Genomic DNA, 15588 nt, shown 5'->3' on the forward strand with positions numbered 1-15588 from the left:
AAGACGTGACACGCAAGACGGTGCGGATCGCCATGAACGGCGTGACGGGACGCATGGGTTACCGGCAGCACCTCGTCCGCTCGATACTCGCCCTGCGCGAGGAGGGCGGCCTCGACCTCGGCGACGGCACCGTGCTGTGGCCCGAACCCGTCCTCGTCGGCCGTCGCGAGGACGCGCTGAAGGCGCTCGCCGAGCGGCACGGCCTCGCCCACTGGTCGACGGACCTGGACGCGGTGCTCGCCGATCCGTCCGTCGACCTCTACTTCGACGCCCAGGTGACGTCCGCCCGCGAGGAAGCCCTCAGGAAGGCCGTCGCGGCGGGCAAGCACATCTACACGGAGAAGCCGACCGCCACCGGGTTCGCGGAAGCCCTCGAACTGGCCCGCCTCGCGCACGCCGCGGGCGTCCGCCACGGCGTCGTCCAGGACAAGCTCTTCCTGCCCGGCCTGCTCAAGCTGAAGCGGCTGGTCGACGGCGGGTTCTTCGGCCGGATCCTGTCCGTCCGCGGGGAGTTCGGCTACTGGGTCTTCGAGGGCGACTGGCAGAGCGCCCAGCGGCCCTCCTGGAACTACCGCGCCGAGGACGGCGGCGGCATCGTCGTCGACATGTTCCCGCACTGGGAGTACGTCCTGCACGAACTCTTCGGCCGCGTCACCTCGGTGCAGGCGCTCACCGCCACCCACGTCCCGCAGCGCTGGGACGAGCGGGGCAAGCCCTACGACGCCACGGCCGACGACGCGGCCTACGGCATCTTCGAGCTGGAGGGCGGCGCGATCGCCCAGATCAACTCCTCCTGGACCGTGCGCGTCCACCGCGACGAACTCGTGGAGTTCCAGGTCGACGGCACGGAAGGGTCGGCCGTCGCCGGGCTGCGCAACTGCCGCGTCCAGCACCGCGGTTCGACACCCAAGCCGGTCTGGAACCCGGACATCCCGGCCGCCTACTCCTTCCGCGAGCAGTGGCAGGAGGTCCCCGACAACGCCGAGTTCGACAACGGCTTCAAGGCCCAGTGGGAGCTGTTCCTGCGGCACGTCTACGCCGGCGCCCCCTACCGCTGGGACCTCCTCGCCGGCGCCCGCGGCGTCCAACTCGCCGAACTGGGCCTGAAATCCTCGGCCGAGGGCCGCCGCCTCGACGTACCGGAGATCGCCCTGTGAGCATCCGACTCCCAGACGCCGACGGCCGGTTGCGGACCTACGAGCCGCGCACCGACCCCCTCGCCGCCCTCCCCGCGGCCGCGCCCCTCGTCTCCCGTACGGTCTTCGCCGCCGCGCACGTCGTGGCCGACCCGTACGCGGACGTCTCGCCCGGCGCGCCCGCCGCCGTCGACTGGGACGCCACCCTCGCCTTCCGGCGCCATCTGTGGTCGCACGGACTCGGGGTCGCCGAGGCGATGGACACCTCCCAGCGCGGGATGGGCCTGGACTGGGCCGGGGCCGCCGAACTGATCCGGAGGTCCTCGGCCGAGGCCAGGGCCGTCGGCGGCGGGATCGCCTGCGGAGTCGGCACGGACCAGCTCACCGGCCCGGCCACGCTCCCCGAGGTGCGGGCCGCCTACGAGGAACAGCTCGCCCTCGTCGAGGAGTCGGGCGCGCGGCCGGTCCTGATGGCCTCGCGCGCCCTCGCCGCGGCCGCCGCCGGACCCGAGGACTACCTCGACGTCTACGGCCACCTCCTGCGCCAGGCGGCCGGCCCCGTGATCCTGCACTGGCTGGGCCCGATGTTCGACCCGGCCCTGGAGGGCTATTGGGGCTCTGACGGCCTGGACACGGCGACGGAGGTGTTCCTGGAGGTGATCGCCGCCCACCCGGACAAGGTGGACGGCGTCAAGGTCTCCCTGCTGGACGCCCGACGGGAGGTCGGACTGCGCCGCCGCCTCCCGGACGGCGTCCGCTGCTACACCGGCGACGACTTCAACTACCCCGAGCTGATCGCGGGCGACGAGCGCGGCTTCAGTCACGCGCTCCTCGGCGTCTTCGATCCGCTCGCCCCTCTCGCCGCCCGGGCGGTGCGTGTCCTGGACGCCGGGGACGCCAAGGGATTCCGTGAACTCCTCGACCCGACAGTCGAGTTGGCCCGGCACCTCTTCCACCCCCCGACCCGCTTCTACAAGACGGGTGTCGTCCTGCTGGCCTGGCTCGCCGGCCACCAGGACCACTTCGCGATGCTGGGCGGCCTCCAGTCGGCGCGCTCCCTGCCCCATCTCGCCCGCGCCTACGAACTCGCCGACGGACTGGGCCTGTTCCCGAACCCGCGGCGCGCCGAGGCCCGGATGAAGACCCTGCTCGCCCTGTACGGAGTGACCTCATGAGCAGCCTCGCCCGCTTCTCCGTCAACCAGATGACGGTCAAACAGCTCTCGATGCCCGAACTGGTCGCCGCCTGCCTGGAGACGGGCGTCCCGGGTGTCGGCCTGTGGCGCGAACCCGTGCGGTCGTACGGCCTCGACGCCACCGCGAAACTCGTCCACGACGCGGGTCTGGCCGTCACCACCCTGTGCCGGGGCGGTTTCCTCACGGCGATCGACCCGGGGGAGCGGCGGCGCGCGCTGGACGACAACCGCGCCGCCGTCGACGAGGCGGCCGCACTCGGCACCGACACCCTCGTCCTGGTCTCCGGCGGCCTGCCGCCCGGTTCGAAGGACCTGCGCGGCGCCCGGGAGCGCATCGCCGACGCGCTCGGCGAACTGGGCCCCTACGCCGCCTCCCGCGGGGTGCGTCTCGCCGTCGAGCCGCTCCACCCCATGTACGCGGCCGACCGCTGCGTGGTGTCCACCCTCGCCCAGGCCCTGGACCTCGCGGAACGCTTCCCCGCCGACCAGGTGGGCGTCACCGTCGACACGTACCACCTCTGGTGGGACGACACGGCCCCCGCACAGATCGCCCGCGCGGGGGCGGGCGGCCGCATCCACAGCTTCCAGCTCGCCGACTGGACCACCCCGCTGCCCGCGGGCGTCCTCGACGGCCGCGGCCAGCTCGGCGACGGCTCGGTCGACTTCCGGGTGTGGCGCGGCCTGGTCGAGGCGGCGGGCTACACCGGACCCATCGAGGTCGAGCTCTTCAATGAGGAGCTGTGGGCCAGGGACGGGCGCGAGGTGCTGGCGGAGACGGCGGCACGGTTCGTGGAACACGCCGGGTAGCGGCCCGGGGCACCGCCGGGACGGCTGGACAAAAAATCTTCGGAAGTGCGTACAACCCTTCCGCGACCTCGTGGGTCGTACGTGGCATCAGGACCTTTGGAGGGGGATCCGGGGGGATCGCGGGGGTTCTGGTACGGAGGGGAAAGCCGAGGGGCCCGGTCGACGGACCGGGCCCCTCGAAATTTTCCGGCCCTTCGAAGTCCTTCGGCCCTCAGAAGTCTTCGGCCCCCGAGGCTTTCGGCCCGAAGCCTCCCGTGCCCTCGACCGGGTGAGTCCTCCATAGCGCCGGAGCGCTGTCGGTGGCGGGCGGTACCGTCGGATCATGACCGATCAGGCGGGGGCCGCCCAGACGGGCGAGCGACGGCCAGCCACGCTGGAAGGCGTGCTCGAACGCATCACGTACGCCAACGAGGAGAACGGCTACACGGTCGCCCGGGTCGACACCGGCCGGGGCGCCGGTGACCTGCTCACCGTCGTCGGCTCCCTTCTCGGCGCCCAGGTCGGCGAGTCCCTGCGCATGGAGGGCCGCTGGGGCTCCCACCCGCAGTACGGCAAGCAGTTCACCGTGGAGAACTACACGACGCTGCTCCCCGCCACCGTCCAGGGCATCCGCCGCTATCTCGGATCCGGCCTGGTCAAGGGCATCGGACCGGTCTTCGCCGACCGCATCACCGAGCACTTCGGCCTCGACACCCTGCGGATCATCGAGGAGGAGCCGAAGCGGCTCATCGAGGTCCCCGGACTGGGCCCCAAACGCACGGGGAAGATCGCCGACGCCTGGGAGGAGCAGAAGGCGATCAAGGAGGTCATGCTCTTCCTCCAGACCGTGGAGGTGTCCACCTCCATCGCGGTCCGCATCTACAAGAAGTACGGCGACGCCTCGATCTCGGTCGTGAAGAACCAGCCCTACCGCCTGGCGTCCGACGTCTGGGGCATCGGCTTCCTCACCGCCGACAAGATCGCCCAGTCCGTCGGCATCCCGCACGACAGCCCCGAGCGCGTCAAGGCGGGCCTTCAGTACGCCCTGTCGCAGTCCACCGACCAGGGCCACTGCTACCTCCCCGAGGAGCGGCTGATCGCGGACGCGGTGAAGCTGCTCCAGGTCGACACCGGCCTCGTCATCGAGTGCCTGGCCGAGCTGGCGGCCCCCGCGGAGGACGGCGAGGACCCCGGTGTCGTACGGGAGAAGATCCCGGACCCGGACGGCGGCGACCCGGTGACGGCGGTCTACCTCGTCCCCTTCCACCGCGCCGAACTCTCCCTCTCCGCACAGGTGCTGCGCCTGCTGCGCAGCGACCGCGACCGGATGCCCGGTTTCCGTGACGTGGCCTGGGACAAGGCACTGGCCTGGCTCAAGGTGCGTACGGGCGCGGAGCTGGCCCCCGAGCAGGAGGCGGCGGTCCGGCTCGCGCTCACCGAGAAGGTCGCCGTGCTCACCGGAGGCCCGGGCTGCGGCAAGTCGTTCACGGTCCGCTCGATCGTGGAGCTGGCCCGTGCCAAGGGCGCCAAGGTGCTGCTCGCCGCGCCCACCGGCCGCGCCGCCAAGCGTCTGGCCGAGCTGACCGGGGCCGAGGCCTCCACCGTGCACCGGCTTCTGGAGCTCAAGCCGGGCGGTGACGCGGCCTATGACAGGGACCGCCCCCTGGACGCCGACCTGGTCGTCGTGGACGAGGCCTCCATGCTCGACCTGCTGCTCGCCAACAAGCTGGTCAAGGCGGTGCCCCCGGGTGCCCATCTCCTCTTCGTCGGCGACGTCGACCAGCTTCCGAGCGTCGGCGCCGGCGAGGTGCTGCGCGACCTGCTCGCCGAGCGGGGCCCGGTCCCCGCGGTGCGTCTCACCAAGGTCTTCCGCCAGGCCCAGCAGTCCGGGGTGGTGACCAACGCGCACCGGATCAACTCCGGGCACCATCCGCTCACCGACGGCATGAAGGACTTCTTCCTCTTCGTCGAGGACGACACCGAGGAGGCGGGGCGGCTCACCGTGGACGTGGCGGCCCGTCGGATTCCGGCCAAGTTCGGACTCGACCCCCGCCGGGACATCCAGGTCCTCGCTCCCATGCACCGGGGCCCGGCCGGCGCGGGGCTCCTGAACGGACTGCTCCAGCAGGCCATCACCCCCGGCCGCCCGGACCTCGCCGAGAAGCGGATCGGCGGCCGGGTCTTCCGGGTCGGCGACAAGGTCACCCAGATCCGCAACAACTATGACAAAGGCGAGAACGGCGTCTTCAACGGCACCGTGGGTGTCGTCACCTCCCTCGATCCCGTCGAGCAGCGGCTGACGGTGCGCACGGACGAGGACGAGGAGGTGCCGTACGAATTCGACGAACTCGACGAACTCGCGCACGCCTACGCGGTGACCATCCACCGCTCCCAGGGCAGTGAGTACCCGGCGGTGGTGATCCCCGTGACCACGGGCGCCTGGATGATGCTCCAGCGCAATCTGCTCTACACGGCGGTCACCCGGGCCAAGAAGCTGGTCGTTCTCGTCGGTTCGCGCAAGGCGATCGGCCAGGCGGTGCGTACGGTGTCCGCGGGGCGCCGGTGCACGGCCCTGGACTTCCGGCTCTCCGGCTCGTGAACCACCGCTCGTGAAGCATCGCTCGTGAACCACCGCCCCGCGCGCGGCGCATGGGCCCCGCACGAGCGGCGAACGGGGCCTTTCGGGCATGACACGAGGCCCGTCGGAAAAAATGATCGATCAAACGAGTCATGAAGGTCACAGAGCACTTCCGGTTGCGGGGCGGACGCGGCAGGATGAGCAGGTTGGCGGCACTCAGTGCCGCCAATAGGCCCAATGGTCGACCCCGAGTGCACTCTCCAGGGCCAAATGGGGGATGGTAGAGACAGTCAGGGCACCTCGAAGAAGAGGCACAACGTCGGTGAGGGATGACGTGAGCGACAACTCTGTAGTACTGCGGTTCGGCGATGGCGAGTACACCTACCCGGTGATCGACAGCACCGTCGGCGACAAGGGCTTCGACATCGGCAAGCTCCGCGCCCAGACGGGTCTGGTGACGCTGGACAGCGGGTACGGCAATACCGCCGCGTATAAATCCGCGATCACCTATCTCGACGGTGAGCAGGGCATCCTCCGCTACCGCGGCTACCCGATCGAGCAGCTGGCCGAGCGGTCCACCTTCCTGGAGGTGGCGTACCTGCTGATCAACGGTGAGCTCCCGAACGTCGACGAGCTCTCCACCTTCAAGAACGAAATCACGCAGCACACCCTGCTGCACGAGGACGTCAAGAACTTCTACAGGGGCTTCCCGCGCGACGCCCACCCGATGGCGATGCTGTCGTCGGTCGTCTCGGCGCTGTCGACCTTCTACCAGGACAGCCACAACCCGTTCGACGAGAAGCAGCGCAACCTCTCCACGATCCGGCTGCTCGCCAAGCTCCCGACGATCGCGGCGTACGCGTACAAGAAGTCGATCGGCCACCCCTTCGTCTACCCGCGCAACGACCTCGGGTACGTCGAGAACTTCCTGCGCATGACCTTCTCGGTCCCCGCGCAGGACTACGAGCTCGACCCGGTGGTCGTCTCCGCGCTCGACAAGCTGCTGATCCTGCACGCAGACCACGAGCAGAACTGTTCGACCTCCACCGTGCGTCTGGTCGGCTCCTCGCAGGCGAACATGTTCGCCTCGATCTCCGCCGGCATCTCCGCGCTGTGGGGCCCGCTGCACGGCGGCGCCAACCAGTCCGTCCTGGAGATGCTCGAGGGCATCCAGGCCAACGGCGGCGACGTCGACTCCTTCATCCGCAAGGTGAAGAACAAGGAGGACGGCGTCCGCCTGATGGGCTTCGGCCACCGGGTGTACAAGTCCTTCGACCCGCGCGCGAAGATCATCAAGGCCGCCGCGCACGACGTCCTGTCCGCTCTCGGCAAGTCCGACGAGCTGCTCGACATCGCGCTGAAGCTGGAGGAGCACGCGCTCTCGGACGACTACTTCGTCTCGCGCAACCTCTACCCGAACGTCGACTTCTACACCGGCCTGATCTACCGCGCCATGGGCTTCCCGACCGAGATGTTCACGGTCCTGTTCGCCCTCGGCCGACTGCCGGGCTGGATCGCCCAGTGGCACGAGATGATCAAGGAGCCCGGCTCCCGCATCGGCCGCCCGCGCCAGATCTACACGGGTGTCGTCGAGCGCGACTTCGTGCCGGTCGAGGCCCGCTGAGGCTCGCACACGACCACCGGGCTCCGTAGGCGGGGCCCGGTGAACCTGTGACCAAGCGAAAAACGGAAAGCGCCCTGCTACCGGTCCCCCCACGGGCCGGCAGTCAGGGCGCTTTCCTTGTCCCGGTGCGGATTCCCCCCACGGGATCCGGCCGGGCGTCTGTGGACAGCGCCTGAATCGCTGTGTGCCGGCACGGGGCCGACGCTGAGCCGGGCGAGCGGAGCTCGCCCTACTGCGGTGGTGCGGTGCGATCTGCCGGGACGCGTACGGATCGGGAGGGCCGCTCAAAGCTCCCCGCAGTACGTGCCCCGGCGACGCAATTTCCGGGAACGTCCCCCAAGACATCCCCAGATGCCAGTCGCGCCCCCCAAGACGCTTCTGACATCGCCAACTTAGACTGACGAACCCCTTCGGTGGTTACGTTCACATCACTGTGATCTGGATCTCTTGCATATGTCCTGAAGATACGCAAGAGCCCCGATATGGGAATCGCGGACCAATCGTAAGGAAGATGCGCGAGCCTTGTGAAGAGCTTATGTGAGGCTCTCGCTGGACTCTAGGGGGACTCAGGCTCTGTCGTCACGCGAATGCTCTCAGTCGAAGGCTGTTCGTGACCACGAAAACGGACGAAAAGGCCATCGCGGCCCCCGCGATCATGGGATTCAGCAGGCCGGCGGCGGCGAGCGGAAGTGCCGCCACGTTGTAGCCGAAGGCCCAGACCAGATTTCCCTTGATCGTCGACAATGTGGCGCGCGCCAGCCGGATCGCGTCCGCGGCCACCCGCAGATCCCCGCGCACGAGCGTCAGATCGCTCGCCTCGATCGCCGCGTCCGTCCCCGTGCCCATCGCGAGGCCCAGATCGGCGGTGGCGAGCGCCGCCGCGTCGTTCACCCCGTCGCCGACCATCGCGACGACGCGTCCCTCGCCCCGCAGCCGCGCGACCACGGCGACCTTGTCCTCGGGCAGCACCTCGGCGATCACGTCGGCGGGGCCGATGCCGACCTCCCGCGCCACGGCCTCGGCGACCGCCCGGTTGTCCCCGGTCAACAGCATCGGCGTGAGCCCGAGGTCCCGCAGTTCGCGTACGGCCTCGGCGCTGGTCTCCTTGACCGTGTCGGCGACGGCCAGCACGGCCGCCGCCGTGCCGTCCAGCGCGACCACGACGGCCGTACGGCCCGCCGCCTCGGCCGTGTTCTTCGCGTCCGCAAGCGTTCCCGGCAGCGTCCCGGGAAACCGGCCGACGGTGACCTCGACGCCGGCCACCCGCCCGCGCACGCCCCGGCCCGGCACGTTCTCGAAGTGCTCCGGTGCCGGAAGGTCACCGACGCGCTCCTGAGCGCCTGCCGCGATCGCTCGGGCAACCGGATGCTCGGAGGCGTGTTCCAGGGCTCCCGCGAGCCGCAGGACGTCTTCCTCGGCCCGCCCCTCGGCGACGTGGACCTCGTGCAGACTCATGCGGCCCGTCGTCACCGTGCCGGTCTTGTCCAGGAGGACGGTGTCGACACGGCGGGTGGACTCCAGGACCTCGGGCCCCTTGATCAGGATGCCGAGCTGGGCGCCCCGGCCGGTGCCGACCATCAGGGCGGTCGGGGTGGCCAGGCCGAGCGCGCACGGGCAGGCGATGATCAGCACCGCGACGGCGGCGGTGAAGGCCGCGACCGTGTCCCCGGTGACCGTGATCCAGACCCCGAACGTGCCGAGCGCGAGGAGCAGGACGACGGGCACGAAGACCCCGGAGATCCGGTCGGCCAGCCGCTGTACCTCGGCCTTGCCGTTCTGCGCGTCCTCGACGAGCCGGGCCATCCGCGCGAGCTGCGTGTCCGCGCCGATCCGGGTGGCCTCGACGACGAGCCGGCCCCCGGCGTTCACGGTCGCACCGGTGACGGCGTCCCCGACGCCCACGTCCACCGGTACCGACTCGCCGGTCAGCATGGACGCGTCCACGGCCGACGCGCCCTCGACGACGGTGCCGTCGGTGGCGATCTTCTCGCCGGGCCGTACGACGAAGCGGTCGCCGACGGCCAGTTGCGCCACGGGGAGGCGGACCTCACGGCCGTCCCGCAGGACGCCGACGTCCCTGGCGCCGAGTTCCAGCAGCGCCCGCAGAGCCGCTCCCGCGCGCCGCTTGGAGCGGGCCTCCAGGAAGCGGCCGAGCAGGATGAACGCGACGACCCCCGCGGCGACCTCCAGGTAGAGGGCGGAGGCGCCGTCCGTACGGGAGACGGTGAACTCGAAGCCGTGCCGCATGCCCGGCATCCCCGCGTCGCCGAAGAACAGCGCCCACAGGGACCAGCCGAACGCGGCGAGGGTGCCGACCGAGACCAGGGTGTCCATGGTGGCCGCGCCGTGCCGCGCGTTCGTCGCGGCGGCCCGGTGGAAGGGCAGCCCGCCCCAGACCACGACGGGCGCCGCGAGCGTCAGGGAGAGCCACTGCCAGTTGTCGAACTGGAGGGCCGGGATCATCGACATGAGGACCACGGGCAGGGCGAGCACCGCGGAGACGGTCAGCCGCTCGCGCAGGGCGGCCGTCTCGGGATCGTCGTCGGCCGGGGGCGCCTCCTGCCCGGGGGGTGACGGCGGCGCGGGCGGCGGGGGCTCCTCGGCGGTGTAGCCCGTCTTCACCACGGTGGCGATCAGATCCGCGACCCGTACCCCCTCGGGGTAGGAGACCTTGGCCTTCTCGGTCGCGTAGTTGACCGTGGCGCTGACGCCGTCCATGCGGTTGAGCTTCTTCTCGACGCGGGCCGCGCAGGAGGCGCAGGTCATCCCGCCGATGGAGAGTTCGATCTCCGAGGGCGTGCCTATCGGCGTCTCGGGTGCTGCGGTGGTCATGGTGCGGCTCCAGGAAGGGGCCGGGCCGCGCGGAGCCGGTATCAGCCGGTCGGCACGGCCCGGTAAGGAGAAGGAGAGCTGCGGGGGTTCGCTCAGGCCGGGCCGACGAGCTCGAAGCCCGCCTCGTCGACGGCGGCGCGGACGGCAACCTCGTCGAGCGCGGCGGCGGAGACGACGGTGACCTCGCCGGTGGAGGCGACCGCCTTCACGGAACTCACGCCGGGGATCGCGGAGATCTCGCCGCTGACGGAGCCTTCACAGTGTCCACAGCTCATGCCGCTCACCTTGTACACGGTGGTGACGGAACCCGGGGTGCCGGTCTGGGCGGTCATGGCGTTACTCCTCATCGAGGCGTTCTGGGGTGTGCGTGCACGGGAGGGATCCCTGGGAACCCAGGGTTCCCCTCGATGCTCACCACACTATACCCCTAGGGGGTATTTATCCAAGTGACGTCGCGGTGCGCCGACGAGTGTGCCCGCGCAGCAGGAGTATCGGCGCGCAGCAGGATCAGTGTCGGCGGCGGTGTGATGCCCCTCGTGGCGTGCGCGACGGCCGCGGCCGGTGCCCAGAGGGTCACTCCGATGCCGAGGCGGCGCTTCCAGAGGCCGGCGGGGACGCGGCGGTGGGGGCTGCTGCGGTCCGGGGACGCGGGCCCGGGGGGTGTCCGGTGGCTGATTCTGGGTCACGGCCATCCCTCTGTCCCTCGGGGGCGGCCCGCGGGCTCGGACGGGGGATCCGCGTTCCGGCGTCGGGGCGGCCCCGGGGTGCGTGGCGCGGGCGCGCGGACGGATCGATGCCGCGGATCGCTGATCGATTTGTCCGAACCTTATGGCACATGTCCTGGATGTTCTGGATGTCGCGGACCGGAGCGCTGATGCCGACCCGCCCGGCGCGGCTCGGTGCGGCTCGGTGCGGCTCAGTGTCCGGCGGGCGATCCGCTCTCGAGCAGCGGCTCCAGATAGCGGTGCATGACCGTCTTCAGCTCGGCGATGTAGCCGTCCCGTTCGGCGCCCTCGTGGGACATGACCAGGGTGAGACCGGCCTTGAACAGATGGACCGCCATGTTCGCGGTGCGGGTGCGCTCGTCGGCCGGCAGGTCCGGCAGGCGGGCCCCGATCATCTCCTCGACGCGGGCGAGGAGCGTGCCGTGCAGCGTACCGATCTCCTCGACGATCACTCCCGGGGTGTCGGCACCGTGCATCAGGACGGCGAAGGCCGGGTGCTCGACGTTGAACTCGATCAGCGGGTCGAGGACCGCGTCGAGCATCCGGTCCAGCGGGAGGCCGGCGTTCTCCTGGGCGAGCGCCTGCCCGTGCGAGCGGGCCCAGTCGTCGAGGAGCTGGTCGCTGAGGCCGACCGCGATGGCCTCCTTGTTCGGGAAGAACTGGTAGAGCGTGCCGGGCGAGACGCCGGCCTCGCGGGCGATGGCGTTGGTGCTCGCCGCGGTGTAGCCGGTCCGGCAGAACACCGAGGCCGCCGCCTCCAGGAGCTGGGCCACGCGGCGCTCGCCGCGGGCCTGACGGCGGCGCGGCTTCTCCTCGGCCGGCTGCCGGTGCTCCGGGGACTCCTCGGTCTGCTGCTTCTCGGGCACGGGTCATCCCCAGCTTCTCGGGACACGATTGACAAATACGAGCGGTCACTCGCATTCTTGGAAAACGCGAGCGACGTCTCGTGTTTGCCAGTCTATGGCAATGGGCGATCCATGATGCCTGCACGGATGCGGGTCATCGGGTCACGGTGAAGGGGACACCGCATCATGTCCGAAGTCGACGGCGCGGACGCCGGGCCCGCTACGGAGCCCGGCGGGAGCCGGGGCGAGCAGGGGGCCGAGCGCGGTGGTACGGACTCGGGCGGCGGTACGGACGGGGGTGCCCGCCTCGGCGGCTGGACCCGGTTCGTGACCGCGCGCCCACGGCTCTCCCTGCTCGTCGCCCTTCTGCTGACCGCGCTCGCCGTGGTCGCCGGCAGCGGAGTCGCGGACCGGCTGGGCAGCGGCGGCTGGGAGGACCCCAGCGCGCAGTCCACGTACGCGACCAAGGCCCTGGAGCGGGAGTTCCCCGCCTCACAGCCCAACCTGCTGCTCCTTCTCGACGCGGGCAAGGCCTCGGTCGACGACCCCGCGGTCGCCGCGGAGGCCCGGCGGATCGCGGCACGTCTGGCCGCCGAGCCCGGCGTCACCGGCGTCGGTTCGTACTGGCAGACCCCGTCCCCTACGCTGAAGGCCCGCGACGGCCACGAGGCGCTGATCGCCGCCCGGCTCACCGGCGACGAGACGGCCGCGGCCCGCACCCTGGACCGCATCGCACCCTCCTACCGAGGAGAGAGCGGGCCCGTCGAGGTCGAGGTCGGCGGACCGGTCGCCGTACGCCACGAGATGCAGACGACCATCAAGGAGGACCTCACCCGGGCCGAGATGATCGCCCTTCCGGTGACCCTCCTGCTGCTGGTCATGGTCTTCGGGAGCGCCGTCGCGGCCCTGCTCCCGCTCGGCGTCGGGATCATCGCGATCCTCGGCACCAACGCCGTGCTGCGCGGGCTCACCGAGGTCACGGACGTCTCGGTCTTCGCGATGAACCTGACGACGGCCCTCGGCCTCGGTCTCGCCATCGACTACGCCCTGTTCATCGTCCGCAGGTTCCGTGAGGAACTGGCCGCCGGCGCACCGCCGCGCGCCGCGATCGGTGTCACCCTGCGCACCGCGGGCCGGACCGTTCTCTTCTCCTCCCTCACGGTCGCCGTGTCGCTGGCCGCGATGCTCGTATTCCCGCAGTACTTCCTGCGCTCCTTCGCCTACGCGGGCATCGCCGTCGTGCTGCTCGCCGCGGCCGCCGCCCTGATCCTGCTCCCCGCGGCACTGATGCTCCTCGGCGACCGGGTGAACTCCCTCGATCTGCGGCGGTTGTTCCGGCGCGGGAGGCCGGACCCGGCCGACGGCGGGGCCCTCTGGGGACGCACGGCCTCACTCGTCATGCGCAGGGCGCCGCTCTTCGCGGTGGCCACCACGGCCGGCCTCATCGTTCTCGGACTGCCCTTCCTGGGCGTGAAGTTCGGCACGGCCGACGACCGGCAGCTCCCCTCGGGCGCGGAGTCGCACATCGTGCAGCAGCACATCCGCGACGGCTTTCCCGGCAGCCCGGGCAGCGCTCTGGAGATCCTGGCCGAGGGGAGCGCCACGGAGACGGAGTACGCCCGGTACCGCGAGCGGATCGCCGCCCTGCCCGAGGTGCTGCGCGTGGACGGCCCGCTGGTGAAGGGCGACGCCGCCTACTTCTCGGTACTGCCGAAGGGCGAGGCCGTGGACGAGGGGGCCCAGCGACTGGTGGGCGAACTCCGGGCGGCCGACGCTCCGTTCAAGACCTCCGTGACCGGCACGGCGGCCGTCCTGGTCGACTCCAAGCACGCGATAGCCGACAGGCTCCCGTGGGCGGCCGGCTTCATCGCGATCGTCACGCTGTTCCTGGTGTTCCTGCTGACGGGCAGCGTGCTGATCCCGATCCAGGCGGTCCTGCTCAACGCGCTCAGTCTGACCGCGATGTTCGGTGCCGTGGTCTGGGTCTTCCAGGACGGCCACCTCTCCGGCCTCCTCGACTTCACCAGCTCCGGTTCGATCGAGACGACCCTCCCGGTCCTGATGTTCTGCGTCGCCTTCGGCCTCTCCATGGACTACGGCGTATTCCTCCTCTCCCGCATCAAGGAGGAGTACGACCACACCGGCGACCACCGGGAGGCGGTCCGCTTCGGACTCCAGCGCACCGGTGGGCTGATCACCGCGGCGGCGGTCATCCTCGCGGTGGTGATGGTCGCCATCGGCACCTCCCGGGTGGCCAACACCAAGATGCTCGGACTGGGCGTCGCACTGGCCGTCCTGATGGACGCGATGGTCGTCCGCAGCCTGCTGGTCCCGGCGGTCATGCGCCTGACGGGCAGGGCCACCTGGTGGGCGCCGGGACCCCTGCGCCGCTTCCACGACCGCTTCGGCCTCAGCGAGTCGGAACCGCCGGCGCCGGTTCCGGACACCGAGCCGGTCCGGGATGCCGAGCCGTCCCCGGACACCGGGTCCCGGGTCGCCGAGCCGTCCCCGGACAAGGTGTCCGAGGCGGAGCCGGCCCCGGACGTGCCGGAGGAACCGGACGTGCCGGAGGAACCGGACGCGGAGTCCGCCCGGGACACGGCAGAGGCGCGCCGCTAGCGTTTCCGCGGGAGCTGATCTCCGAGTGGAGGGCGGGAGCCGATGCGGGCAGTGGTCTTCGAGCGGTACGGGGAGCCGGCCGAGGTCCGGGAGGTGGCGGACCCGGTGCCCCCGGAGCACGGGGTGGTGGTGCGGGTCGAGGCCACGGGGCTGTGCCGGAGCGACTGGCACGGCTGGATGGGCCACGACCCGGACATCACGCTGCCGCACGTGCCCGGCCACGAACTGGCCGGGGTGATCGAGGCGGTGGGCGCCGGGGTGAGCGGCCATCGCCCCGGCGACCGGGTCACCGTCCCGTTCGTCTGTGCCTGCGGAAGCTGTCCCGCCTGCGCGGCGGGCGACCAGCAGGTGTGCGAGCGGCAGACCCAGCCGGGGTTCACGCACTGGGGCTCCTTCGCCCAGTACGTGGCGCTCGACCACGCCGAGGTGAACCTGATCCCGCTGCCGGCGGAGCTGTCCTTCGCTACGGCGGCCTCGCTGGGCTGCCGGTTCGCCACGGCGTTCCGGGCGGTGGTCGCGCAGGGGAGGGTGGCTCCGGGGGAGTGGGTCGCGGTGCACGGCTGCGGGGGCGTGGGTCTTTCGGCGGTGATGATCGCGGCGGCTTCCGGCGCACGCGTCGTGGCCGTCGACGTGTCCCCCGCGGCGCTCGGTCTGGCACGGAGGTTCGGGGCGGCGGAGTGCGTGGACGCCTCCGCCGTGGCGGACCCGGCGCGGGCGGTCCGTGAACTGACGGGCGGAGGCGCGCATGTGTCGCTGGACGCCCTCGGATCGCCGGGCACCTGCGCGGCCTCGGTGGACAGCCTGCGCCGCCGGGGCCGGCACGTCCAGGTCGGCCTGCTGCCCTCACCGACGGGTCTCACCCCGGTCCCGATGGCCCGGGTGATCGCCCTCGAACTCGAACTCCTGGGCAGCCACGGGATGGCGGCCCACGCCTACCCGCCCCTGCTGGAGCTGGTCCGTGCCGGAGTGCTCCGCCCGGATCTCCTCGTGACCTCCACCATCGCGCTGGACGCGGCGCCGTCCGCCCTGGCCGCCATGGGGTCCGCTCCGGGCCGGGGCGTGACGGTCGTCGAGCCGTGGGCGTGAGGCCGCCGGGCCGAGGCGGGTGAGGGGCCGGGGTCACGGTGATCCGGCCCGGCGCGGCGCGGGTCATCGCCCCGCGCCAGCCCGCCCCCCCCCGCGGCCTGAGGGCTGCGGCGGCGCGGGGCGCCGGACCCCAGCTGACGCGGCGCGCGCGCCAGGCGCGCG

At 71.4% G+C, this 15588-nt stretch carries 10 protein-coding genes; 7 read left to right on the top strand and 3 right to left on the bottom strand.

Translation table 11 applies throughout. The annotated features are described in order from the left end of the window. Positions 1-5: 5 nt before the first annotated feature. The 5 genes from ACFXGX_RS11710 to ACFXGX_RS11730 all read left to right on the top strand — a co-directional run bounded on the left by ACFXGX_RS11710 (position 6) and on the right by ACFXGX_RS11730 (position 7319). Entirely contained in the window at positions 6-1157 is a 1152-nt protein-coding gene (locus ACFXGX_RS11710) for a Gfo/Idh/MocA family protein (protein WP_384788362.1), read from the top strand. After that, the gene (locus tag ACFXGX_RS11715; protein ID WP_384788364.1) at positions 1154-2311 is read left to right on the top strand and encodes a dihydrodipicolinate synthase family protein; all 1158 of its coding nucleotides are present in this window, start codon (positions 1154-1156) and stop codon (positions 2309-2311) included. Before ACFXGX_RS11710 ends, ACFXGX_RS11715 begins: the two co-directional genes overlap by 4 nt. Then, on the top strand, positions 2308-3138 hold the full coding sequence (locus ACFXGX_RS11720) for a sugar phosphate isomerase/epimerase family protein (RefSeq protein WP_384788367.1): 831 nt from the start codon (positions 2308-2310) through the stop codon (positions 3136-3138). Before ACFXGX_RS11715 ends, ACFXGX_RS11720 begins: the two co-directional genes overlap by 4 nt. 322 nt (positions 3139-3460) lie before the next feature. Further along, positions 3461-5716 (top strand): ATP-dependent RecD-like DNA helicase, encoded by a 2256-nt coding sequence (locus ACFXGX_RS11725; protein WP_384788370.1) that lies wholly within the window; start codon positions 3461-3463, stop codon positions 5714-5716. A gap of 313 nt (positions 5717-6029) precedes the next feature. After that, complete coding sequence (locus ACFXGX_RS11730; protein ID WP_329299786.1) at positions 6030-7319, top strand: citrate synthase; 1290 nt, start codon at positions 6030-6032, stop codon at positions 7317-7319. 579 nt (positions 7320-7898) lie between these two features. Here ACFXGX_RS11730 and ACFXGX_RS11735 read toward each other — a convergent pair. The 3 genes from ACFXGX_RS11735 to ACFXGX_RS11745 all read right to left on the bottom strand — a co-directional run bounded on the left by ACFXGX_RS11735 (position 7899) and on the right by ACFXGX_RS11745 (position 11742). After that, positions 7899-10151 carry a heavy metal translocating P-type ATPase gene (locus ACFXGX_RS11735; RefSeq protein ID WP_384788372.1) on the bottom strand — a complete coding sequence of 751 codons (2253 nt, stop codon included), beginning with the start codon at positions 10149-10151 and terminating at the stop codon, positions 7899-7901. A 92-nt stretch (positions 10152-10243) separates the two neighbouring features. Next, a complete protein-coding gene (locus ACFXGX_RS11740) occupies positions 10244-10483 on the bottom strand; it encodes a heavy-metal-associated domain-containing protein (RefSeq protein ID WP_384788375.1) in 240 nt (79 codons plus the stop codon). A 584-nt stretch (positions 10484-11067) separates the two neighbouring features. Continuing rightward, positions 11068-11742, bottom strand: a complete 675-nt coding sequence (locus ACFXGX_RS11745; RefSeq protein WP_384788378.1) for a TetR family transcriptional regulator — start codon at positions 11740-11742, stop codon at positions 11068-11070. 165 nt (positions 11743-11907) lie between these two features. On the opposite strand from ACFXGX_RS11745, the gene ACFXGX_RS11750 reads away from it, so the two are divergent. Continuing rightward, positions 11908-14340 (top strand): MMPL family transporter, encoded by a 2433-nt coding sequence (locus ACFXGX_RS11750; protein ID WP_384788380.1) that lies wholly within the window; start codon positions 11908-11910, stop codon positions 14338-14340. 42 nt (positions 14341-14382) lie between these two features. Beyond that, positions 14383-15426 carry a zinc-dependent alcohol dehydrogenase family protein gene (locus ACFXGX_RS11755; protein ID WP_384788383.1) on the top strand — a complete coding sequence of 348 codons (1044 nt, stop codon included), beginning with the start codon at positions 14383-14385 and terminating at the stop codon, positions 15424-15426. The last annotated feature ends 162 nt before the right edge of the window (positions 15427-15588 follow it).

The sequence above is a fragment of the Streptomyces sp. NPDC059371 genome (assembly GCF_042751995.1).
Taxonomy (GTDB): Bacteria; Actinomycetota; Actinomycetes; order Streptomycetales; family Streptomycetaceae; genus Streptomyces.

Bases quoted from the DNA above. Each gene is read 5' to 3' on its own strand.
- ACFXGX_RS11720 (WP_384788367.1), top strand. From the start codon at position 2,308: ATGAGCAGCCTCGCCCGCTTCTCCGTCAACCAGATGACGGTCAAACAG.
- ACFXGX_RS11725 (WP_384788370.1), top strand. From the start codon at position 3,461: ATGACCGATCAGGCGGGGGCCGCCCAGACGGGCGAGCGACGGCCAGCC.
- ACFXGX_RS11735 (WP_384788372.1), bottom strand. From the start codon at position 10,151: ATGACCACCGCAGCACCCGAGACGCCGATAGGCACGCCCTCGGAGATC.
- ACFXGX_RS11740 (WP_384788375.1), bottom strand. From the start codon at position 10,483: ATGACCGCCCAGACCGGCACCCCGGGTTCCGTCACCACCGTGTACAAG.
- ACFXGX_RS11750 (WP_384788380.1), top strand. From the start codon at position 11,908: ATGTCCGAAGTCGACGGCGCGGACGCCGGGCCCGCTACGGAGCCCGGC.
- ACFXGX_RS11755 (WP_384788383.1), top strand. From the start codon at position 14,383: ATGCGGGCAGTGGTCTTCGAGCGGTACGGGGAGCCGGCCGAGGTCCGG.